This is a genomic window from Mesorhizobium sp. M4B.F.Ca.ET.214.01.1.1 (assembly GCF_004791545.1).
In the GTDB taxonomy this organism is placed as follows: domain Bacteria; phylum Pseudomonadota; class Alphaproteobacteria; order Rhizobiales; family Rhizobiaceae; genus Mesorhizobium; species Mesorhizobium abyssinicae.
Window position 1 is genome coordinate 360016 of sequence record NZ_SRUX01000002.1, and the last position, 22252, is coordinate 382267.

The 22252-nt window shown below is 63.8% G+C and carries 24 protein-coding genes and 1 pseudogene; 12 read left to right on the forward strand and 13 right to left on the reverse strand.

The features are described from left to right. Positions 1-27: 27 nt before the first annotated feature. The 6 genes from pip to cysS all read right to left on the reverse strand — a co-directional run bounded on the left by pip (position 28) and on the right by cysS (position 4413). The gene (gene pip / locus EN857_RS05045; RefSeq protein ID WP_245493297.1) at positions 28-975 is read right to left on the reverse strand and encodes a prolyl aminopeptidase; all 948 of its coding nucleotides are present in this window, start codon (positions 973-975) and stop codon (positions 28-30) included. Between the two features lie 17 nt (positions 976-992). After that, positions 993-1469, reverse strand: a complete 477-nt coding sequence (locus EN857_RS05050) for a GFA family protein (protein WP_127393286.1) — start codon at positions 1467-1469, stop codon at positions 993-995. Further along, entirely contained in the window at positions 1466-1957 is a 492-nt protein-coding gene (locus EN857_RS05055) for a GFA family protein (RefSeq protein ID WP_127393285.1), read from the reverse strand. Before EN857_RS05055 ends, EN857_RS05050 begins: the two co-directional genes overlap by 4 nt. A 23-nt stretch (positions 1958-1980) precedes the next feature. Further along, the gene (locus tag EN857_RS05060) at positions 1981-2367 is read right to left on the reverse strand and encodes a VOC family protein (protein WP_135858068.1); all 387 of its coding nucleotides are present in this window, start codon (positions 2365-2367) and stop codon (positions 1981-1983) included. Further along, positions 2364-2723 (reverse strand): endonuclease domain-containing protein, encoded by a 360-nt coding sequence (locus tag EN857_RS05065; protein WP_245478299.1) that lies wholly within the window; start codon positions 2721-2723, stop codon positions 2364-2366. The genes EN857_RS05060 and EN857_RS05065 overlap by 4 nt, the downstream gene beginning before the upstream one ends. Before the next feature lie 256 nt (positions 2724-2979). Next, complete coding sequence (gene cysS / locus EN857_RS05075; protein WP_127393284.1) at positions 2980-4413, reverse strand: cysteine--tRNA ligase; 1434 nt, start codon at positions 4411-4413, stop codon at positions 2980-2982. 390 nt (positions 4414-4803) lie between these two features. On the opposite strand from cysS, the gene EN857_RS05080 reads away from it, so the two are divergent. Further along, complete coding sequence (locus EN857_RS05080) at positions 4804-4959, forward strand: hypothetical protein (RefSeq protein WP_127286319.1); 156 nt, start codon at positions 4804-4806, stop codon at positions 4957-4959. 92 nt (positions 4960-5051) lie between these two features. On the opposite strand, the gene EN857_RS05085 is transcribed toward EN857_RS05080, so the two are convergent. After that, positions 5052-5828 carry an SOS response-associated peptidase gene (locus EN857_RS05085; protein ID WP_127393283.1) on the reverse strand — a complete coding sequence of 259 codons (777 nt, stop codon included), beginning with the start codon at positions 5826-5828 and terminating at the stop codon, positions 5052-5054. A 116-nt stretch (positions 5829-5944) separates the two neighbouring features. Between EN857_RS05085 and EN857_RS05090 the strand changes: the two genes are divergently transcribed. The 4 genes from EN857_RS05090 (at position 5945) to EN857_RS05105 (ending at position 8332) form a co-directional block, all read left to right on the forward strand. After that, entirely contained in the window at positions 5945-6373 is a 429-nt protein-coding gene (locus tag EN857_RS05090) for an NUDIX hydrolase (protein ID WP_128346129.1), read from the forward strand. A 72-nt stretch (positions 6374-6445) separates the two neighbouring features. Further along, the gene (locus EN857_RS05095; RefSeq protein ID WP_127394383.1) at positions 6446-6823 is read left to right on the forward strand and encodes a TIGR02301 family protein; all 378 of its coding nucleotides are present in this window, start codon (positions 6446-6448) and stop codon (positions 6821-6823) included. Positions 6824-7173: 350 nt separating this feature from the next. Further along, positions 7174-7431: a hypothetical protein gene (locus EN857_RS05100; protein ID WP_126059159.1), complete on the forward strand. Its 258-nt coding sequence runs from the start codon at positions 7174-7176 to the stop codon at positions 7429-7431. A 103-nt stretch (positions 7432-7534) separates the two neighbouring features. Continuing rightward, positions 7535-8332, forward strand: coding sequence for a hypothetical protein (locus tag EN857_RS05105; protein ID WP_187331193.1), 798 nt, complete (start codon positions 7535-7537; stop codon positions 8330-8332). A gap of 87 nt (positions 8333-8419) precedes the next feature. Here EN857_RS05105 and EN857_RS05110 read toward each other — a convergent pair whose 3' ends face one another. Continuing rightward, the gene (locus EN857_RS05110) at positions 8420-8785 is read right to left on the reverse strand and encodes a hypothetical protein (protein WP_127394180.1); all 366 of its coding nucleotides are present in this window, start codon (positions 8783-8785) and stop codon (positions 8420-8422) included. A 245-nt stretch (positions 8786-9030) separates the two neighbouring features. Further along, positions 9031-10362, reverse strand: a complete 1332-nt coding sequence (locus tag EN857_RS05115) for a dihydroorotase (protein ID WP_128346130.1) — start codon at positions 10360-10362, stop codon at positions 9031-9033. A gap of 84 nt (positions 10363-10446) precedes the next feature. Here EN857_RS05115 and EN857_RS05120 point away from each other — a divergent pair, with 84 nt between their 5' ends. The 6 genes and pseudogenes from EN857_RS05120 to EN857_RS05145 all read left to right on the forward strand — a co-directional run bounded on the left by EN857_RS05120 (position 10447) and on the right by EN857_RS05145 (position 17060). Further along, complete coding sequence (locus EN857_RS05120; RefSeq protein ID WP_128346131.1) at positions 10447-11307, forward strand: folate-binding protein YgfZ; 861 nt, start codon at positions 10447-10449, stop codon at positions 11305-11307. Then, positions 11307-11945, forward strand: a complete 639-nt coding sequence (locus EN857_RS05125) for an HD family hydrolase (RefSeq protein ID WP_127393137.1) — start codon at positions 11307-11309, stop codon at positions 11943-11945. Before EN857_RS05120 ends, EN857_RS05125 begins: the two co-directional genes overlap by 1 nt. A 125-nt stretch (positions 11946-12070) precedes the next feature. Beyond that, a complete protein-coding gene (locus tag EN857_RS05130; RefSeq protein WP_127393138.1) occupies positions 12071-12901 on the forward strand; it encodes an oxidoreductase in 831 nt (276 codons plus the stop codon). A 64-nt stretch (positions 12902-12965) separates the two neighbouring features. Next, entirely contained in the window at positions 12966-13955 is a 990-nt protein-coding gene (locus EN857_RS05135; protein WP_245493298.1) for an AraC family transcriptional regulator, read from the forward strand. A gap of 206 nt (positions 13956-14161) precedes the next feature. Beyond that, positions 14162-14769: pseudogene (locus EN857_RS05140) on the forward strand (methyltransferase domain-containing protein). Positions 14770-14921: 152 nt separating this feature from the next. Continuing rightward, positions 14922-17060, forward strand: a complete 2139-nt coding sequence (locus EN857_RS05145; RefSeq protein WP_128346132.1) for an EAL domain-containing protein — start codon at positions 14922-14924, stop codon at positions 17058-17060. 10 nt (positions 17061-17070) lie between these two features. Here EN857_RS05145 and EN857_RS05150 read toward each other — a convergent pair whose 3' ends face one another. Further along, positions 17071-17961, reverse strand: coding sequence for a fatty acid desaturase family protein (locus tag EN857_RS05150; RefSeq protein ID WP_127393637.1), 891 nt, complete (start codon positions 17959-17961; stop codon positions 17071-17073). 110 nt (positions 17962-18071) lie between these two features. Between EN857_RS05150 and EN857_RS05155 the strand changes: the two genes are divergently transcribed. Beyond that, positions 18072-18998: a LysR substrate-binding domain-containing protein gene (locus EN857_RS05155; RefSeq protein ID WP_128346133.1), complete on the forward strand. Its 927-nt coding sequence runs from the start codon at positions 18072-18074 to the stop codon at positions 18996-18998. Positions 18999-19012: 14 nt separating this feature from the next. Here the strand turns inward: EN857_RS05155 and EN857_RS05160 are convergent, their stop codons facing one another. The 3 genes from EN857_RS05160 to EN857_RS05170 all read right to left on the reverse strand — a co-directional run bounded on the left by EN857_RS05160 (position 19013) and on the right by EN857_RS05170 (position 22055). Next, positions 19013-19285 (reverse strand): DUF3303 family protein, encoded by a 273-nt coding sequence (locus EN857_RS05160; RefSeq protein ID WP_127393634.1) that lies wholly within the window; start codon positions 19283-19285, stop codon positions 19013-19015. A gap of 203 nt (positions 19286-19488) precedes the next feature. Then, a complete protein-coding gene (locus EN857_RS05165; protein WP_127393635.1) occupies positions 19489-20952 on the reverse strand; it encodes a RimK family protein in 1464 nt (487 codons plus the stop codon). Between the two features lie 5 nt (positions 20953-20957). Continuing rightward, positions 20958-22055 (reverse strand): peptidase C39 family protein, encoded by a 1098-nt coding sequence (locus EN857_RS05170; RefSeq protein ID WP_127393636.1) that lies wholly within the window; start codon positions 22053-22055, stop codon positions 20958-20960. Positions 22056-22252 lie beyond the last annotated feature (197 nt).

Sequence of the window (22252 nt, forward strand, 5' to 3'; positions counted from 1 at the left end):
CAGGACAGAGGGGGGTGCCGCGGGCTGTCATTTCTTCCCCGCAAACCCATCCGTCGCCCGGATCAGGCGATCCAAGATCCCGGGCTCCGAATAGGCATGGCCGGCGCCTTCAATGAGATGGAAATTCGCCTTCGGCCAGGCCTTGTGCAGCGCCCAGGCGTAGCGCGCCGGGCACGGCATGTCGTAGCGGCCGTGGACGATGGTGCCGGGGATGTCCTTCAGCTTCCAGGCGTCGCGCAGCAACTGCCCCTCCTCGAGCCAGCCGGCATGGACGAAGTAATGGTTCTCGATGCGGGCGAAGGCGACGGCATAGTCGTCCTCGCCGAACTTGCCGCTGGTTTCCGGCTCCGGCAAGAGCGTGATCGTCTCGCCTTCCCACAGGCTCCAGGCAAGCGCGGCCTCGACCTGTGCCTTGCGGTCGGAGCCGACCAGCCGCTTGCGATAGGCGGCCATCATGTCGCCGCGCTCGGCTTCCGGGATCGGCGCCAGGAAACGCTCCCATTTGTCGGGGAACATCTCGGAGACGCCGAACTGATAGTACCATTCGAGCTCGGCGCGCGTCAGCGTGTAGATGCCGCGCACGACGAGTTCGCTCACCCGCTCAGGATGCGTCTCGGCATAGGCGAGCGCCAGCGTCGAACCCCAGGAGCCGCCGAACACCAGCCATTTGTCGAAGCCCGCCATTTCGCGCAGGCGCTCGATATCGGCGACGAGATGCCAGGTGGTGTTGGCCTCCAGCGAGGCGTTTGGCGTCGATTTCCCGCAGCCGCGCTGGTCGAAGAGGATGACGTCGTAGAGCTTGGGATCGAACAGCCGCCGATGCTTTGGCGATATGGTGCCGCCCGGGCCGCCGTGCAGGAAGACTGCCGGCTTGGCACCCTTGGTGCCGGAGCGCTCCCAGTAGACGGTGTGGCCATTGCCGACATCGAGCATGCCCGACTCGAACGGTTCGATCTCCGGATAGAGGGTACGCATGGAGCCGCCGGCGATCGTCATAGTTTCAAGCCCTGCTGCGGCCAGTTGGCCGTCTCGTGATCGGGATGCTGGAAGGAGATGATCTGCTCCTGCCGTCGATAGAAGTCGGAGTCCTCATGGATCGGCGCTTCGAAGATCTTTTCCACCCAGGGCAGCCGCACCGCGTAGTTGACCTGGATCTGCGGCGCGAGGTCGGAGCGGTCGTCAAAGGCGCCGATGGCGATCTCCAATTGGCCCTGCTGGCGGTAGGTCATCGGCGTGCCGCAACGGGCGCAGAAGCCGCGATCGATGTTGACGGAGGACTGGAAGTAGCTCGGCTCCTCATGGGTCCATTCGACGCCATCCTTCGGCACCGTCACCAGCGCCCCGAAGAAGGAGCCGAACTGCTTCTGGCACATGCGGCAATGGCAGATGGACGGGCGCCCGAGCGCGCCCTTGATGCGAAAGCGCACGGCGCCGCATTGGCAGCCGCCGGTTCGAACGGTGTCGGTCATGATCTTTCCTCCGGCGGCCATTGGTCGGTGTCGTGGTCGGGGTGCTGATAGGAGACGAGCTCGGCCAGATAAGGCGCCGAGCCGATGTCGGCCATCGTGTCCTCGCCCGGCAATTTCGGGATCGTATCGACGTAAGGCAGCTTCGCTTCGGTGCCCCACTGGATGGTGGGCGCGATGCCGGCCGGATCGTCGAAGGCGGCGATCGCCAGCGCCATGCCGTCGGGCGCCTCGAAGGTCAGCGGCGTGCCGCACTCGGCGCAGAAGCCGCGCCATGCTGCGCTGGAAGAACGAAAGCGCTTGGGCTCGCCGCGCGTCCATTCGACCCTGGCGCCGCGCACCGAGACCAGCGGCAGATAGAAATTGCCGCTCGCCTTCTGGCACATGCGGCAATGGCAGATCGAGGCATCGCCCAGCGCGCCCTCGACGCGGAAGCGCACCGCGCCGCATTGGCAGCCGCCTGTATAGACCGGCCGGTTGTCGAGGCTCATGACTCACTCCAATTCATGGCCGATCACTCCGGATCATGGCAGACCGCCTCGACGTTGTTGCCGTCGGGATCGAAGACGAAGGCGCCATAGTAGTTCGGATGATAGTGCGGGCGGAGCCCCGGGCCGCCATTGTCCCTGCCGCCGGCGGCAAGGGCTGCGGCATGGAAGGCATCGACCTCGGCGCGGCTGCGCGCGGTGAAGGCCACAGGCTGGTGATCCTTCGGCTTGTCCTTGCCCGAGCTCAGCCAGAACACCGGCCGGTCGCGGCCATAACCGCCGACCTTGGCGCCGCCGGTGTATTCGGTGGGCACCATGTAAAGCAGCGAAGCGCCGAGCGGCGCCATCGCCTTGTCGTAAAAGGCCTTCGAGGCGTCGAAATCGGAAACGGTGATGCCGAGATGGTCGATCATGGAACTGCCTCCCTTGTCGGTTCGCGCGCCGGCCTATCGGCGCCGGCGAGGCCAGCCTCGATCACGATGTGCTGGCAGACATTGTCGATATCGCGGATGACGTCGTCGTTCCAGAAGCGCAGGATGGTCCAGCCGAGCGCTTCAAGCTTCGCGGTTCGCGCAGCATCGGATGCGGAGACGTCAGGCGACGCATGCTGAGAGCCGTCCAGTTCAACGATCAGCTTCTTGCTGGGGCAGGCAAAATCCACGATGTAGCCAGCTATCGGCATCTGACGTCGGAACGCCATTCCCATCAGCCTATCAGCACGCACCTCATTCCAAAGCTTCAGCTCGGCATCGGTCATCGCCTTGCGCATCTTGCGCGCATTGCCGCGTTTGGCGGGAGATACCCGATGATGGGTCATCGCGAGGCCCCCCTCTCTGCCCTGCCGGGCATCTCCCCCTCAAGGGGGGAGATCGGCAGCTTCGCCGACGGCGCTCCACTTTCCACCTCGGTGATTGGCGAAAGCCAAGCCAACGTCCAATCTCCCCCCTTGAGGGGGAGATGTCCGGCAGGGCAGAGAGGGGGGCCTCGCTCCAACCTCTCCAATCCTGCTATCCGAGCGCCCAACCTCACCTTTTGATCTCCCACGTAGTCACACGCTCGCCGGTGACAGGATCCTTACCGTCCTTCAGCTGCACGCCCTGCGCCAGAAGCTCGTCGCGGATGCGGTCGGCCTCGGCCCAGTTCTTCCCGGCGATCAGCGCCAGGCGTTTGGCGATGGCCTTGGCGATGGCCGCCTCGTCCACCTCGGCCGTGCCGACATCGAAGCCGAGGAAGGCGAGCGCGGCCTTCAGCGACGCGGCGGCATCGTTGCCTTCCGCCGCCTCGCCGGCAAGCTGCGTCAACTGCTGGAAGGCGGCATAGGTCGCGAGATCGTCGGACAGCGCCGCCACGACCTCCGCCGGCAATTGCCCGGCCGCCGGCGCCAAATCCGAGGCGCGCTTCCACTTGCGCAACGTGTTCTCCGCTTCCTCCAGCTTGCGCACGGAGAAGTCGATCGGCTCACGGTAATGCGTCATCAGCATCGCCAACCGCAGCACTTCGCCCGGCCATTTGCGGCCGCCGAAGGTCTCGGTCTCCAGCAGCTCATGGATCGAGTAGAAATTGCCGAGGCTCTTCGACATCTTCTGGCCCTCGACCTGAAGGAAGCCGTTGTGCATCCAGACATTGGCCATCACCTCGGTGCCGTGGGCGCAGCGCGACTGGGCGATCTCGTTTTCATGGTGCGGGAAGATCAGGTCGAGGCCGCCGCCATGGATGTCGAAGACCTCGCCGAGATAGGCGGCCGACATCGCCGAGCACTCGATGTGCCAACCGGGCCGGCCCCTGCCCCACGGGCTTTCCCAGCCGGGTTCCTCCGGCGAGGACAGTTTCCAAAGGACGAAATCGCCGGGGTTCTTCTTGTGCGCGTCGACGGCGATGCGGGCGCCGGCCTGCTGCTCGTCGAGATTGCGCTTCGACAGTTCGCCATAGTCGGGCATCGATGCGGTGTCGAACAGCACCTCACCCTGCGCCTGATAGGCGTGGCCGCGGCCGATCAGGCGCTCGATCAGCGTGATCATGTCGGCCTTGCCGTCCGGCCTCGGCAGGACGAATTCGGTGGCTCGCGGCTCGAAGGTCGGTGGGAGGCAGCCGAGCGTCGCGACATCCTTGTGGTACTGGTCGGCGGTCTTCTCCGTCACACGGCGGATCGCCTCGTTGAGCGACAGCTTTCCCGACGCAATTTCGGCGCCGAAATCGCGCAGTGCGCGGGCGTTGATCTTGTCGTCGACATCCGTGATGTTGCGCACATACGTGACGTGGCTCTCGCCATAGAGTTGGCGCAACAGACGGAACAGCACGTCGAAGACGATTACTGGCCGCGCATTGCCGATATGGGCAAAGTCGTAGACCGTCGGGCCGCACACATACATGCGCACATTTTGCGGATCGATGGGGACGAAATCGTCCTGCGTCCGCGTCAGCGTGTTGTAGAGGCTGAGACCCTTCGATGCGTCAGACATGCGTGCCCTTCCGATCCCTTGGATTTGGACGGAGCCTTCCTTGCGCCAAGGCGCAAACCGGGCTCCAGCCTGCTGGCCGGGGCGTTTGTCCAATCTGGGGAAAGATGAGGCGAAAACGTCCGGACCAGCGCGAGGCTAGTCAATAATGCAAATGCCACAAATGGCGAAAAACGTTTTCATGCGCGGCTTTATCGCCTTGCCGGGTGTTGCCGTCAAGTCGCAACTTTGAGCAAACGAGTCGCCGGGTCACGGCTTATGAGGCACTGAAACATTTTATTAAACATGTCGGCACAGTGATGAAACATTCGCCGGCTAGATCGCCAGGCGTCACGATTTGGTCGGAATCGGCCATCAAACGCGGACACGCAAATGTTACCAGGGAAGAGACCAATGCCACGAAGCAAGCAGGAACCGAGCCGCGCCAAGCAACCGGCGCTCGCCAACCAATATCGGGCGATCGGACCGGCCGCGATCGTCGCCGCCCTTCTGCACACCGCCAAGAAGAAGAAGCCGGCACAGAAGATCATCTCGCCGCGCGCCGCCTGAAACGGCACGACCGGCGCAGCCTCCGATGATGGGGGCGCCGGCGATGAGGGCGCGACCAAGCGCCCTGGAAATGAAGGCCTCGACGGGCTTCGCTAGAATAGCGTCATCTGACTGTCGTCCCCGCCGGACTTCTGGCGCCTGACCTTCTCGGCTTGCGGCCCGACAATGCCCCGCTCCTGAATCTCCGGCCCAGTGTTGGCGACCTTGTTGACAAGGTCGGAAACCGGGACAGCTTCGAAGAAATCGGGTTCGGCCGGCCGCAACAGGTCGGCGACGTCGCGCGGCTCCTGCGTGCGGCAATCCAGCCAGCGGGCAAAGTCGCGCTCCTCGATCACCACCGGCATGCGGTCGTGGATATGGGCGATGCCCGAACTGGCACGGGCGGTGAGGATGGCGCCGGTGTCAATCTCCGAGCCGCCGGGCTCGGCATAGGTCTCGATCAGACCGGCGAAAGCAACGAGCCCGCCATGCCTGGGACGGATCCAGTAGGGCTGGCCCTTCGAACCACCTGCACCCTTGTCCCCGGCTTGCCGCCATTCATAGAAGCCGGAGGCCGGCACCAAGGCGCGGCGATGGCGCATGGCGGTCTTGAACGACGCCTTTTGCGCCGCTCCTTCCGAGCGGGCGTTGAACAGCAGCGGAAACTCCCTGGTGTCCTTGACCCAGGTCGGGATCAGCCCCCAGCGCACCAGCATCGGCTGGCGGTCCGGCAAATTCGAGCCCGGCGCCCTTGATGGACCGGCAAGCACCATCAGCACCGGTTGCGTCGGCGCGATGTTGTAGCGGGCCGGAAACGTCTCCAATTCCGCCAGGCCGAGAAAGGCTGCGGTCTGCTCCGGCGTGGCGGTCAGGGCAAAGCGTCCGCACATGGATTTCGGCTCTTCGATTGGGGATCGTCATGAAAGTGGCGATGGAACCACGGCACTGCAACCGCTAAAGCTGTCCGGTCCACAACCAAGCTGACAGACGAAGCGGCCCCAAGCGCATGAAAGAAGCTCGCAAGATCATACCGGCCGTTTCCGTTGCGATCGTGCGCGGCGACAAGGTCCTTCTGGTCAAGCGGGCGCGGCCGCCGTCGCAAGGGCTGTATGCCTATCCGGGCGGCAAGGTCGAGCCCGGCGAGACGCAGGCGCAAGCGGCGGCGCGCGAGCTCGAGGAGGAAACCGGACTGCGGGCCGATGGCTACCGCCCGCTGCGCGATATCCACATCGATGGCAGCGGTGAGAATCACGCGGTCGACTATCTGCTGACCGTGTTCGGCGCGGCTTACGCCGGCGGCGAGCCGGTGGCCAGCGACGATGCCGAGACGGCCGCCTTCTATACGCTGACCGAGATGGCAACCATGCCGCTGGCGGGAGACGTTTTCGAGGTGGCGGAGGAATTGCTGGGGGCTCGGGGAAATACAGGACCGTAGGGCCGCGAAAATCGCCTTGCAGGCGACAAAATGTTTCGCCACAAAGCCTTATCTCGTCACGACAAGGTCCTGATGACCCGCGCCTCACCCTTCCTTGCCGCATGGCTTGCCGCCAGCATGACGCTGACGGCTTGGCCGGCGCTCGCCGCCGAGGCGCCTTTCGAGCCTGGGCTGATGCGGCTGGCGGAAGTGCTGGGATCGCTTCATTTCCTGCGCAATCTCTGCGGCGAGAAGGGCGACCAGTGGCGGGTCGAAATGGAAGAGCTGCTGGCATCGGAAAACCCCGACCCTGAGCGGCGCGCCCGCTTCATCGCTTCGTTCAACCGCGGCTACCGTTCCTTCGGCGGCACATATACGCAATGCACGGCCTCGGCGACGGAAGCCATCAGCCGCTACATGAAGGAAGGCGAGACGCTGTCGCGCGACATCGCCTCGCGCTACGGCAACTGACGGCGCGTCCGGCCTCCCGCCCCCTCGCCACCCACAGGTTTTCAGAACCAGCGCTTGTCTATGCCGCCATCTTGGTGCAATCCTTATGTTGCACTTCTGCAACAGCGTTAACGAAACGTTACGGCGCGGATGTGAAATTAACTCAAACTGAAGGTTTTGGTGCCGCTCGCCGGCCTAATCGGCTAAGTTTGGAAACTATCGAACGCAGGCTTTTGCAACGCGACGGATTTTGGCGGGTACGACCCCAAAAATGTCGTATTTACAAACGGTTACTCAAGCCTGCGTGTGAAAGGGACAGCCCAGGCCCGATCCGCACAACGGATCGCCGCTTGAACAGGGTGGACATCGCAATGGAACATGCCGTCAACGACATCGACGCGTTGGTCAGGGAGGAGAAGCGCCTGACCGCCGTGGAGAGCCACAGCGAGGCGTGGGCGGAAGGGTTGTCGGCCGGCATCGAGCCGGAAATCATCGCCGAGGCAGCGCTTGAAACCGCGTTTGGCGAGATGCTGCGCGCCAATGGCGAGACCTCGGCTCTTGCCCTGCTCGACCGCATGCGTGAAAAGGTGATCGCCGGCGCCTTCGAACCGGAGCGGCTGAAGCACTGAGCCCGGTTCTTTGACGGCGGCGCGCCGTTTGGGCATCATTGCATCAAAGGCACCCAACCGGCCCGAGCAGCCCGACGGGCTTGGGCACATGGAGAGGCAGGCGGTGAATTTTTCGACCTCAGGCCAGCCGCGCGGCCTGGTTTTCAGCATCTGGCTTGCCGCCTTCTGCGCCGCGATTCCGCTGGCGCTCAGCCTCACGATCAGCCCTGCCCATGCCCTGAGCGAGATCAAGCGCGAAGATCTGCCCTCGCCGGCGACACCATCGGCCGATGACGACATGGCGCCGCCCGGCAGCGCCGTGCCGATGCCCGATCCGCTCGGCACGACCCCGCCCGCCACCAGCCAGCCGGGCAACGCGCCCGAGGAGAGCCAGCCGGAAGGGCCGGCGAACGACGGCGGCACCGCCAGCCCGAACTCCGACCCGGAGGCGCCGCCGCCGGAAGTCGTCTACGACCTCGCCAAGCTGCCGGAACCGGTCAGGCGCATGCATGATCTGATCGTCGAGGCCTGCCGGAGCGGCGACATCGAGAAGCTCAGGCCGCTGATCGGCAAGGGCGATTCCATGACACAGCTGTCGCTGGGCGACATCGAGGGCGATCCGATCACCTTCCTCAAGGGGCTTGCCGGCGACTCGGAGGGTCAGGAAATCCTCGCCATCATGGAAGAGGTGCTGAGCGCCGGCTATGTGCATGTCGATGCCGGCACGCCGCAGGAACTCTATGTCTGGCCGTATTTCTTCGCGCTGCCGCTCGACAAGCTCGACGCCAAGCAGCGGGTCGAGCTGTTCAAGATCGTCACCGCCGGCGACTATAACGACATGAAGCAGTTCGGCGCCTACATCTTCTACCGCGTCGGCATCACGCCGGCGGGCCAGTGGATGTTCTTCGTCGCCGGCGATTGAGCAACTGGCGAAGGCGCGGCGCATGCCTCTCGCAGGCTCGGCGACACCGCTGTCTCTCTTTGGTCGACGACCGCCTTACGCTTGGTTTTATTTGCAGCTGTATTCCCAAGTGAAAATCTGAGGATGCTCGGCGTCCGGATCCTCGTCTTGTTCAGGATCTCTGCTTACGGATATACCCCCCAAAGCGCTGACACCGTTCTGACAGCTACCCTTGATCAATCGTGCGACCATTCCAAACACTTGTAAGTGGCGATCCCGAAATGACATTTCAGCCAGAGGCCCCTCATACTTTTCCTTGTTATGAATGACCTCTATGCGCCTGTTGCTCGCACCTAGATCCACTATCGAGTAATTAAATTCAGACCCACCTAATTCGGAAACCCCCTGCTTCAATGTATCTAGCGCATTTGCTGAAATTACTGTCATTCCCAGAATTGCCAGAATGGCAGGCATGTGTCTGATCATAATTTCCCCCATTTTCGAGAACTCGAGTCTGTCTTTCTCGATTTTCTAGAGCAATTCCAAGGGAAATTGTGAAACGGCTTTTCGCCCGAATTGCGTCCAAACAAAGAGATGAGCGCGGTTCCGTGAAACCAAGAAGCCCTATTGCGATGATGCTGCGGTAAGGCTTGGTCCCGGGTAACAGGCCGGACCGCGATCGGTCGATGGCGACGCGGAAGAGCGGGTCGTTATTGGGCCTATGCCGGCAGCGCCTCGGAGAACTCCACCGCCCTGCCCTGTCCAGGCGTAACGATCTCGCCTTCCCACATAACGCGTCTACCGCGCACGATGGTGCCGACCGGCCAGCCGGTGACCTGTTTGCCGTTATAGGGCGTCCAGCCGGCCTTCGAGCCGGCCTGCGCGTTGGTGATGGTCTGGCGGCGCTTCAGGTCGACGACCGTGAAGTCGGCGTCGTAGCCGGCAGCGATGCGGCCCTTGCGCGCCATCCCGAAAATGCGCTGCGGACCGTGGCTGGCGAGGTCGACGAAGCGCTGCAGCGTCAACCTTCCGGCATTGACGTGGTCGAGCATGATCGGCACCAGCGTCTGCACGCCGGTCATGCCGGATGGCGAGGCCGGATAGGGCTTTGCCTTCTCGGCCAGCGTGTGCGGCGCGTGGTCCGAGCCCAGCACGTCGACGATGCCTTGCGAGATGCCGTGCCAGACGCCGTCGCGGTGGCGCGCGGCGCGCACCGGCGGGTTCATCTGGATCAGCGTGCCCAGCCGTGCGTAGTCGTCGGCGGCGAGCGTCAGATGGTGCGGCGTCGCCTCGCAGGTCGCGACATCCTTGTGCTGTTCGAGGAAGACGATTTCTTCCGCGGTCGAGATATGCAGGACGTGGATGCGCGCGCGCGTCTGCCTGGCAATGCGCACCAGCCGTTCGGTGCAGCGCAATGCGGCGATCTCGTCGCGCCAGACAGGATGCGAGGAAGGGTCACCCTCGATCCTTTCGCCCAGCCGCTCGCGCAGCCGGAACTCGTCCTCGGAATGGAAGGCGGCGCGGCGACGTGTGTTTCTCAAGATGGAGGCGACGCCCTCGTCGTCCTCGACCAGCAGATCGCCGGTGGACGAGCCCATAAAGACTTTTATCCCGGCAGCAGCCGGCAGCCGTTCGAGTTCGGCGACATCGCCGGCATTGTCGCGGGTGCCGCCGACCCAGAAAGCGAAATCGCAATGCATGCGGCCCGTGGCGCGCCGCACCTTGTCGGCAAGGGCAGCTTCGCTGGTGGTCAGCGGGTTGGTGTTGGGCATTTCGAAGACGGCGGTGACGCCGCCCAGCACGGCGGCGCGCGAACCGGTCTCCAGATCCTCCTTGTGCTCCAATCCCGGCTCGCGGAAATGCACCTGGCTGTCGACGACGCCGGGCAGGATATGCAGGCCCTTGCAGTCGATCGTCTCGCCGGCTGACGCCTGGCCGAGATCGCCTATCGCGGCGATGCGCCCGGCTTTCACGCCGACGTCGCGAAAACCCTCGCCGTCATGGTTGACCACCGTGCCGCCTGTCAGGATGAGGTCGTAGGTCGTGGCCATGGGCGTTTCGGTCTCTTGCGGGGGGAGTGTCAGGGGCTTACGTAAAGGCTGACCGTTTTGCAAGATCAGGTTCTTTTTCAATCCATGCCCTTTGCCCTGCTGAAAGACCGCGCCCTCATTTCCGTGTCAGGCCCGGAAGCCGAGCATTTCCTGCAGAACATCCTCACCACCGACCTCGACGCGCTCAGCCCCGGCGAAGCAAAGCCCGGCGCGCTGTTGACCCCGCAAGGCAAGATCCTGTTCGACTTCCTGATCTCGCGCGCCGGCGAGAATGGCTTTTGCCTGGAATGCCGGACTAACGTAGCTGACGATTTCGTGCGCCGGCTGATGCTGTATCGGCTGAGAGCCAAGGCCGAGATTGCCAAGCAGGATCAGGCGCTTGTCACCGTCGCGTGGGGCGGTGATACAACCGCCTCAGATTCCGATTCAACGACGCTCGCCGACACCCGCTTCCGCGACGTCACGGTCAAGCGCAGCTATGGCGCCGCGACGCAGAGTGGCGACGTCGCGGCGTGGCAGGCGCTGCGCATCGCCCATGGCATTGCCGAAAGCGGGACCGACTACCCGCTCGGCGATGCCTTCCCGCATGACGTGCTGCTCGACGAGACCGGCGGCGTCGGCTTCAGGAAAGGCTGCTATGTCGGCCAGGAAGTGGTCTCGCGCATGCAGCATCGCGGCACCGCCAGGCGCCGCGTGCTGATCGTTGGCGCCGAGAGCGCCCTGCCCGGCCCGGGCACCGAACTGATGGTCGCCGGACGACCGGTCGGCACGCTCGGCTCGACCGCCGGCGCGGCAGGCCTTGCCATTGCCCGCATCGACCGCGTCAAGGCTGCGCTCGAAGCCGGCCAGCCGATCACGGCCGGCGATGTTTCCGTCGCGCTCACCATCCCGACCTGGGCGAGATTCGGCTTTCCACAGGAAGCCGCCGGCGCGGAGGAGGCCTGATGGCGGCCGACCGCGCCGGCGCACCGCCGCGCGCCTGGCAGCGCATGCTGTCAGGCCGGCGGCTCGACCTGCTCGACCCCTCGCCGCTCGACATCGAGATCGCCGACATCGCGCATGGCCTTGCGCGTGTCGCCCGCTGGAACGGCCAGACCAGCGGCGAGCACGCCTTTTCGGTCGCGCAGCATTCGCTGCTGGTGGAGGCGCTGTTTTGCGAACTGGTGCCGGCGGCCTCGGCCGACGCGCGGCTGGCGGCGCTGCTGCACGACGCGCCGGAATATGTCATCGGCGACATGATTTCGCCGTTCAAGTCGGTGATGGGCGGCTCCTACAAGGATTGCGAATTGCGCCTGCAGCGCGCCATCCACCAGCGCTTCTCACTGCCGGCGGACCTCGGTGCCGCCTTGCGCAAGGAGATCAAGCGCGCCGACCAGATCGCCGCCTACTACGAGGCGACGCTGCTTGCAGGCTTCTCCGCAGCCGAAGCGACCGAATATTTCGGCCGTCCGCGCGGTTTTTCCGCCGAGCGCTTCGACTTCACCCCGCGCTCGGTGACCTGGGCGCAGGCAGCCTTCCTGAAGCGCTTCGCGGCGCTCGAGGCGAAGCGTCCGTCTTTCGTCGCTGCGAATTCCACGACGTGAAAGAATGCTGCCGCGCGAGAGGCGCGGCAAGTTTGGCGTAATCTGCTACTGTGATGGCGCGCTCTGTCAGTGAATGGCACCTCTGCTCGACCCTAGATTGGGCTCAAGCAAGATGAGAGGCAATCATGTTTGACAGACAGAAAAGGACAGCGCTCGTGACCGGCGCATCCTCCGGCATGGGCAAGGAAATCGCCAAGCGCCTGATTCAGGACGGCTTTCAGGTCTATGTGGCCGCGCGCCAGATCGACAGGATGGAGGACCTCGCGGCGCTCGGGGCACGCCCGTTGCGCATGGACATTTCGAAAGGCGCGGAGATCGACGCGGCTGTCGCCAGCATCCTCGCCGAGGTCGACGGTGTCGACGTGCTCGTGAACAATGCGGGGTTCGGTCTCTACGGGCCGGTCGAGGATATCGGCATCGACGAAGCGCGCTATCAGTTCGAGGTCAACGTGTTTGGCCCGGCCCGCCTGACGCAACTCCTGCTGCCGGCCATGCGCAGGAAGAAGGCCGGCACGATCGTCAACATCACTTCGATGGGCGGCAAGATCTATACTCTGCTCGGCGCCTGGTATCATGCGACCAAGCATGCGCTGGAGGGCTGGTCGGATAGCCTTCGGCTCGAACTCGCACCCTTCGGCATCAAGGTTGTGGTTGTCGAGCCCGGCCTGATCGAAACCGGATTTGGCGATGTCGTAGCGGACGGACTTCTGAAGCGATCCGGTACCAGCGCCTATGCGAAGGTGGCCCAAATGGTGGCGAAGACGACGAAAGCGAGCTACGGCCATGGCCGCGGCAGCGACCCAAGCGTCATCGCCGATGTGGTCTCGACGGCCGTCAGGTCGACCAGACCGCGGACCCGATACGCCGCCGGCAAGTATGCGAGAATGATGATCAGTGTCAGGAAGTGGTTGGGCGATCGCATGTTCGACCGCCTCATCCTAAGCCAGATGCGGTGAGGGAAAGAGCGTGAGCGGAATACCGGCCGACAAATGCAAGGCTCCACGCGCATTCTGGCACGCAGTGGAACGTCTCGGCCTGCCAGCTTCCGCCTTGTTGCGGCAGGCCCGGCTTCCCGCCACCCTTCACCTCAACGAACACGCCTTTGTCACGACCGCTCAATACTTCGAGCTGTGGAGGGCTCTCGAAGACCTCTGTCCCGAACCCGCCCTCGGCATCAGGCTGGTCGAAGCCGCCGATACGGCGATCCATCCGCCATCCACGCTTGCCGCCTTCCACGCGCGCAACTACCGCGACGGAATCGCCCGGATCGCGCGCTTCAAGCGCCTCTGTTCGCCCGAGCAGTTGCATGTTGCCGACGAGAAAGGCGAATGCACGATAAGCTCCGAATGGCTCTACGCCAAGGAGCCGACACCTGCCGTTGCCACGGATGTCGCCTTTGCCTTTGTCGTCGAACTCGGCCGGCGGGGAACGGGACAGCATCTTACCCCCAGCCGTGTCGAATTCAGGCGTCCCGATCCGAAAAGCGATGCGCACCGGACCTATTTCGGGTGTCCGGTGCGTTACGGCGCCCCGCGTGACCTGCTGGTTTTGCGGTCCACCGACCTCGATCGCCCTTTTCCAGGCCACAACCCCGAGCTTCTAGAGATCCTCACGCCCGCGCTTTCTGCCGCGCTCGGCGAACTCAGCGCGCAAAGCTCGATCTGTGAGCAGGTGAAGAGCGTTCTCAAGAGAAGCCTGGCGAGCGGAAGGCCGGAGCTTTCCGACATTGCGCGCGAGCTTGGCATGAGCGAACGCACGCTGCAGCGGCGTATCACCGAGCAGGGAACGAGCTTCCGCGAGCTTCTGGTCGACGCGCGACAGGAACTCGGCAGGCAATTGCTATCGGATCCAACGGCCGACATTGACGAGGTCGCCTGCCTGCTCGGCTACCAGGATGCGAGTTCGTTCTATCGCGCTTTCCGGGAATGGGAGGGCACGACCCCCAACCGCTGGCGGGAACTCAACTTTGACGGCCTGAAACGGGCGGCTTCCGACAGCCTCATGCACTGACTGGAGTTTTCCAGCCGCAACCGGTCGAGAAGACCGAAGGTGTCGCCCGGATGCGCCGCCCCCGTCAGCACCCCGCCACGTTGGGTGCGCTCTTGCCGTTGGCGTTCCCCGCAAGTGCATCGGCGCCTTCCGTCACTGTGCCGTGCACAAGCAGCTGCTATCCAGATCCTCGTCGAATTCTCACTGGCTTTCTTCCGAGGACGTGGATGCAGAACGATTTCTGGATGTTTTTTCGGTCCTGGCTTGCCGCGCCGCTCCGGGTTGCGGCAGTCGCGCCGTCCGGCAGCGCGCTGGCCAGGATCATGACGCAGGACATCACATCCAGCACCGGACCTGTCATCGAGCTTGGGCCTGGCACCGGCGTCTTCACGGCAAAACTGCTTGAGCGAGGCGTGCGGCCGGAAGACCTAACCCTGGTCGAATACGGCGCGAACTTCGCGCGGCATTTGGAAACCCGTTTTCCGCGGGCGCGCGTGCTTCGTATGGACGCCGCCCGCCTGGGGATATCGAATTCCGCAATGACGCATCCGTCGGGGCGGTCATCAGTGGCTTGCCGCTGCTGAGCATGCCCGACCACAAGGTGATAGCAATCCTCGACGGGGCGTTTGCTCACCTGAAGCCCGGCGGGGCGTTCTACCAGTTCACCTATGGTCCGCGATGCCCGGTCGCGCAGCCGATCCTTGAGGGACTGGGCCTCAGCGCAACGCACATTGGACGCACGATGCTGAACGTTCCGCCAGCGGCGGTGTACCGGATTGCGCGCCACCCGGCGAGGGCGCCAAGGGACAGGACCGTTGCAACGATCAGCCCATAATGGGCTGAAACAGCTTCCCTGGACAAGCGCTTCGCGGCGATCGAAGCAAAGCGTCAGGCAACGGTTACGCCGCATTCGGCTAGCTGAACAAACGCTAAATTAACCGGAGACTACCACAGTACTCGCTCAGTTCACGGTCCGCAGGCGCGAGTATGCCCGTCGCTCAGGTCAAGGCTGGTTCGCCCGCGCGCAGGCGCAGAGCGGCAAACATCGGCCCGACAAAGCGCATCGAAGACGAATTGCGCGAGCAGAATGAGCGCTTCTCGGCCGCCGTCGAAAACATGTCGCATGGGCTGTGCATGTTCGACGCCGACGAGCGCATGATCATCTGCAACCGCCACTACCTCGACATCTTCTGCCTGGATCCCGCGATCGTGCGGCCCGGCATCCGCTTCTTCGACATCCTCCAGCACAGCGTCGACATCGGCGTAGCCTCGCACAGCGCGGCGGATCTCTACGCCATCCGCAAGCCCTATATCGACGGGGCGAAGCCCTCGACCTATGAGGAAACGCTGGCGGATGGCCGCATCATCGACATCTCGCACCGGCCGCTGGCTTTGGGCGGCTGGGTGTCGATCTACGAGGACATCACCGTGCAGCGGCGCGCCGAGCTCGAGCTTAAGGAGCAGCATCGCCGCTTCGACGCCGCGCTGGCCAACATGTCGCAAGGCCTGTTGATGTATGACGCCGACGGCAAGATGATCGTTCGCAACGAGCGTTTCCTGGAACTCTACAATGTCACCGCGGCCGACTTCCCGCTGGGAACGACGCATCGCGACGCGCTCGAACGGCTGGTGGAACTCGGCATCTACACGAAGATCGACGTCGACAGCGAAGTCGCCAAGACCGAAGCCTGCCGCAAGGCGGCGAAGATTCACTCGACATACCGCCACCTTGCCGATGGCAGGACGCTTCTGGTGACAAGACGGCCGATGAGCGGCGGATGGGTGGCGACTTTCGACGACATCACCGAGCGCCAGCTCGTCGAAGAGCGCATGACCCATCTGGCGCATCACGACACGCTGACCAGCCTGCCCAACCGCTCGATGTTCCGCGAGCGGCTCGACCAGGCCCTGGGCGAAGCGTCAGTCGCGCCGCTGGCGATCTTCTCGCTCGACCTCGACCGCTTCAAGGCCGTCAATGACACGTTCGGGCACCCGGCAGGCGACTGGCTGCTGAAATGCGTGGCCGAGCGGCTGCAGCGCTGCCTGCGCAACGAGACGGATGTCGTCGCCCGTTTCGGCGGCGACGAATTCGCCATCATCCAGTTCGGCGTCAACGGCGTGGCCGACGCCGAAAGACTGGCGCGGCGCATCGTCGAGGTGATCGGCAAGCCCTATCGCGACAAGAGCCGCGAGATGCATGTCGGCATCAGCTGCGGCATCGCGCTCTATCCCGATGACGGCAAGGATGCCGACACGCTGCTGAAGAACGCCGACATGGCGCTTTACCGGGGCAAGAGCGAGGGCCGCAACGTCTATCGTTTCTTCGAGCCCGGCATGGACGCCATGGTGCGGGCGCGCCAGGCGCTTGAAACCGATCTCGAAGCCGCGCTGCCGCGGAACGAATTCGAGCTGGAATTCCAGCCGATCATGAACATCGCGGCTGGCGACATCGTCGGCGCGGAAGCCTTGATGCGCTGGCATTCGCCCACGCGCGGCCTCGTGTCGCCCGACAACTTCATTCCGGCGGCCGAGGAAACCGGGCTGATCGTGCAATTGGGCGACTGGGCGCTCAGGAAGGCCTGCACGGCGGCGGCGGGCTGGCCGCATGCGATGCGCATCGCGGTCAATGTCTCGGCCGTGCAGATCAAGAGCGGCAGCTTCGCTCGCAGCGTCATCTCGGCACTGGCCTTTTCCGGCGTTCCGGCCCACCGGCTGGAACTCGAAATCACCGAAACGGTGCTGATGGACGAGAGCGACACGGTGCTGAAGACGCTCAGCCAGTTGCGCGATCTCGGTATCCGCATCGCACTCGACGATTTCGGCACCGGCTATTCCTCGCTCGGCTATCTCCGGCGCTTCCCCGTCGACAAGATCAAGATCGACCGCTCCTTCATCCGCGACATCGATAACCGCGACTCGGCGGCGATCGTGCGCACCGTGATCGGGCTCGGCGCCCAGCTCGGCATCACCGTCACCGCCGAGGGCGTCGAGACCGAAGCGCAGCTCGACATGCTGCGCAAGGCCGGCTGCGTCGAGGCGCAGGGCTATCTGATCGGCGTGCCGGCGAAGGCGGCGCAGATCAACCGGCTGCTGCGATCAGGCATGGCGTTGCGCCAGTCCGGATAAGCAATAGCACTCAGCGCAACGCCTCGATGTATTTCTCGTGGAAGCTGACATAGCCGGGCTCGACCACCTTGAGATGGCGCGCGACCAGCCGGTGGAACTCCGGCAATTGATGGAACGGCACGCCGGGATAGGCGTGGTGCTCGGCGTGAAAGGGCATATTCCAGGCAAGCTTACGGACGAGCCAGTTGGTGAGCGTCGTCCTTGTGTTCTCGAGCATGTTGGCAACGAGGGGGCAGCGGCCGTGCTCGGCAAGCAGATAGAGCCGCAGGAACGGCTGGCCGAGCAGCGCCGGCACGATCCAGACATAGAGCAGCGCCGTTGCCCTGAACCATAGCGCGAGCATCAGCACGACGACGTAGAAGGCGACCATCGCCCGCGCCTCGACGCGCACCTTGGGCAGGCCCTTCGGCGGCACATAGCTGCCCCGGCAGCCGCCGATCGCATTGGTGTAGAGCGTCTTGAAATGCCCCCACCATACCGGCAGCCCCGAGACATGGACGATATATTGCCGCAGGGTTTCAGGCTTCGGAAAGGCGAGTTCCGGATCGTTGTCCGGATCCTGGGTGAAGCGGTGATGGGCGAAGTGGAAATAGCGGAACCAGTCCGCGGGGAGCGCGATGGCCAGGCTGCACAGGCGCGCGACGGCATCGTTGAGCCACTGCGTCTCGAAAGCTGTGCGATGCACTGTCTCATGCAGCAGCGTGAACAGGAACACGATCAATATGCCTTGCGGCAGCATCAGCAGCGGCCAGAGCGGCACCCTGGCTGCGATCAGGCCTCCGAGCAGGAGGATCGCTCCGAAATGGAAAGCCAACTGCATGAGGCCCGGCCCATCAGACTTGCCGGTCAGGCGACCGCGCTCCTCATTCGTAAGCGAGGCGATGACGTCGCGATGGTCCATGGTTCGTTCCGGCTGCTTGAGTTTGTCCACGCACATTAGCCACAAAGAAACCTTTCTAAAAATGAGGATTTCTGCAATCTAGATAAGTTCAACTTATCTTTGGATTGCCCGTGGCCACGCTACCCTCACTGAAAGGACTGCAAGCCTTCGAGGCAGCGGCGCGCGCCGGGAGCTTTGTCGCGGCTGCGGAAGAACTGTCGATCTCGGCGGCCGCGGTCAGCCAGCTCATTCGCACCGTCGAGGAGCAGATGGGCCGCAAGCTGTTCCATCGCGTCAACCGGCGCGTCGTGTTGACCGAGGCCGGCGTGGAGATGCTGCCCAGGTTGACCATGGCCTTCCAGGAGATCGGCAGCGTCTCGCGCGAGGTCAGCGGCGGCGCATTCCGCCCCCGGCTCGTCGTGTCAGTGCCGCCGTCCATGGCGATGGGCTGGCTTTCTCAACGTCTCTCTGGCTTTGTCGCCAGCCACGGCGCCGTCGACATCTCGCTCAGGGGCGACGACGACCCGGTGCCGTTCGACCGCGAATTGATCGACATCAGGCTTTCCTACGGCCCGCACTACCGCGAGCACCCGACCGAGGACATCGTCAGGGACGCCGTCTATCCCGTCTGCGCGCCGGCGCTGAGCGGCGCGATCAAGCGTGACGACCTCGTCGGCCTGCCGCTGATCCATACGGACTGGGGACCGACCGGCGCGTCGTTCCCTTCATGGCGCAACTGGTTCGAGGCGGCGGGGATCGATCCGGGCCGATCGGCGCGGCGCGGCCTGTCGGCAAACTCGTCACGGGCAGCGCTCGACCTCGCCATTTCAGGGCTAGGCGTGGCGCTCGCCCAGGGAATCTACTGCGCCCAGGCGCTCGAAGACGGCCGGCTGGTTCGGCCGGTCCTCCGCACGGCGGAGCTGCGCCAGCCCTATTGCCTGACGATCCCGGAGCGCAGCGCCCGGCGCGACGTTGTGGCGGCATTCCGCGATTGGCTGATCGAGGAGTGCCTGCGCTCGGTCGAATCGCCGGCGCTGCGTTCACACGACAGCTCGTGACCGCAGGGCGCGGCTCAGAGATGGCTGGCCAAGGCCGCGGTCATGTCCTTGCTCGTCGCCACGGGAATGATCTCGAACTCCACCAGATCATTCCATTCGATGGCCCAGCGCTGCAGCAGCGTCACGTCATCCGCCTCCACCAAAAGGAAGCAGCGGCTCATATCCGCCGCGATCCAGCTGTGGTGGACGACAAGCTCCTCCGGCTTCAGCCGACCCTGGTCGCGGAAGCGACGGTAGATCTCCTTGCGGTCGCAGCCACGGAAATCCTCGATGACGAAAAACAGCATGCTTTTCCCCCAGTTTGAACGGCTTGGAACTGGGGAACTGGAGAACTGGAGAACTGGAGAATTGGAGAATTGAGTGGCTAGCGCAGCCATCAGTCCTGACTTCCTCGGTTCCTCACTTCCTCAGTTCTTCAATTCCCCAGTTCTCCAGTTCTTCAATTCCCCAGTTCTCCAGTTCCCCAGTTCCTCAATTCCCTCCCCGGCCGCTACCGCCCCGGCCGCTCCAGCCGGTCCAGGAACCATTGCGTCAGCCGTACCCAGACCTCGTCCTTCTCGCCCGAATCCTCCCAGCCGTGGTCGAGATTGGGATTGTCGTTGACCTCGATGACGAAGACGCCGTCCTTGGTCTCCTTGAGGTCGACGCCATAGAGGCCGTCGCCGATGCAGCGCGCCGCCTTGACCGCCGTCTCGACGACATGATGCGGCGTCTCTCTCAGCGTGAAGGTCTTGATGCCGCCCTGGTCGGGCTTGCCATTGGCCTTGTGGTTGACGATCTGCCAGTGCTTCTTGGCCATCAGGTAATGCACGGCAAACAGCGGCTGGCCGCCGAGCACGCCGACGCGCCAGTCATATTCGGTCGGGATGAATTTCTGCGCGATCAGAAGGTCGGAATCCTCCAGCCACTCGGTCGCGAGCCGGGTCAGTTCCTCCAGGGTCCCGCATTTCTTGACGCCGCGCGAGAACGAGGAATCCGGGATCTTCAGCACCAGCGGGAAGCCCAGCGTCTGCGCCGCCACCTCGAGATCGGACGTGCCGGCGATCATCACCGTCGGCGGCACCGGCACCTTGTTGTAGGTCATCAGCTCGTTGAGATAGACCTTGTTGGTGCAGCGGATCATCGACAGCGGGTCGTCGATGACGGGCATGCCTTCCTGCTGGGCGCGGCGGGCGAAGCGGTAGGTGTGGTTGGAGATCGAGGTTGTCTCGCGGATGAACAGCGCGTCGTAATTGGCGAGCTTGGCCAGGTCCTTCCTGGTGATCGGCTCGATTTCAACGCCCATCTTCTCGGCGATCCTCGCCCAGTAGCGCAGCGAGGAAATCTCCGACGGCGGCAATTCCTCATGCGGATCGACCAGGGTCGCGAAAGTGTAGCGCGCCGGCGTGCGGCCCTTGGTGTCGCGCCATTCGCGGTTGGTGTAGGTCTCCAGGCACTGCAGGAAGACCCCCTCCTCCTCCTCGGTCATGCGGGCGAGCGGCAGGAAGCCGATCTTACGGATCGAGGCCCATTCGGCGCTGTCCTTGATGTGGACCTCCAGCGCCGGCGCGCGGAACCAGTCGAACAGGAGCTTGGCGAAACGGTCCCATACCTTGGACGGACCGATGCCGAAGAAGATGGCAACCTTGGCCGGGAAGTTGCCGCCGAGATCCTTGCGGCATTTGTTGAGCGCGAGCTCCAGTTCGGGCAGCGCATGCTCATAGAGCTTGCGCTCCGACAGGTCGATCATCGTCTCGACGGTCGGGATCACCTTGTGGCCGCGCGAGCCGGCAAGCAGCGAGGCGTAATAGCCGCGGCTCTGATAGCCGTAATTGTTCGACAGGTTGATGACCTTCGGCCGCTGGCCGCGAAACAGCGCCGGATGGGCGAGATAATCGCGGTTGGTGATGACCTTGTGCGGCGTCGCCACCTGGTCGAGATCGTTCTGCCTGCCTGTAAGGATGACCCAGGTCATTGTTGTCAGCGCTTCCCCAGAATGATGGCTGCACGCAGCCCGTCGCGACCGAACTGCGCCATGTTCATGAAGATGCCGTAAGGCACGGGAATGTTGGCCGCATCAAGGATCGTCTCCTGCCGCTCGTCCTCGACCCATGGATCGTGGATCAGGATATGGTCGCCGTCGTCGCCAATGGCCAGCACCCAATGCGGAACCTTCTTGCCGAACATCAGGAAGCCGCTGATCAGCACCAGCACCAGCTTGCCCCCGGCGATGGCGTTGCGAACATCGTCGAGGGCGAATGGACGGTAATTCACCGGAATGCCGTAAAGTTCCGCGCGGCGGCGGAAGTCGACCTGGGCAAGCTCCATCACCCGGCGCTTGTCCTCGCTGCGCACCGACTGCAGGAACAGCGCGCCATGGAAGGAAACGAAGATCTCCGCCGCGAGCCCGCTTTCATAGCCGGCGACCGCCAGCCCGAACGGCTCGCAGCCGCCCGGCCCCGACATCATGAAGACGGTGGTGGCCTCGCGCCAGAGGCGGATTTCCATCACCGGGTCGGGCACGAAGCCGTGGTCGAAATTGGCCATCGCCATCATCAGGCAGCACGGGCCGCAGGTGAACTCGCAGGTCTGCGGGTAGAAGGGAACGGTGGTGGCGATCGGCACGTCGCCGCGCAAGGTCTTCTCGTAGCGCAGCGCGGTGGCGCCGTCCTCGTAGTAGTCCGGCTCGCGACCGATCTTGCGATAGCCGGCCTGCTCATAGACGCGGATGGCGCGATGATTGTCCTCGCGCACTTCGAGGCGCAGCATCATCCGGTCGTGCTCGAAGGCCGCCTCCTCCGCCGCCGACAGCAGCTGGCGGCCTATGCCGAGCTGGCCAAAGAAAGGACCGACGGCGATTGAATAGAGCCGGGCGACGCCGCTGCCCTTGCGAAACAGCACCACGGCATAGCCGGCAACGCGGCCATCGCTTTCTGCAACCAGCATCTCGGCGGTCTCGCGCTCGATCAGCTGGCGAAAGGAGCGGCGCGACATGCGATCGCTCGAAAAAACAGCCTTCTCGATGGCGGCCAGGTCATCGACGTCGGACGCGCGGGCCTTGCGGATCTCGGCAGGCATGCGGGCTTCAGAAACCTCGATTGGGTTGTGGGAATGACCCTTGTCTAAAGCATGGATGATACCGGCCCCCAGCACCAGTATTCATCAAGCGCTATCGCTCCTCGATTAGGGCCGAATTGTGACAGGTTGAATAGTGGTCCAATGCTGAAGGAGCTCTGCACTGACTCGCTGTTTTCAGCGCAGCGCCAATGTCGAAA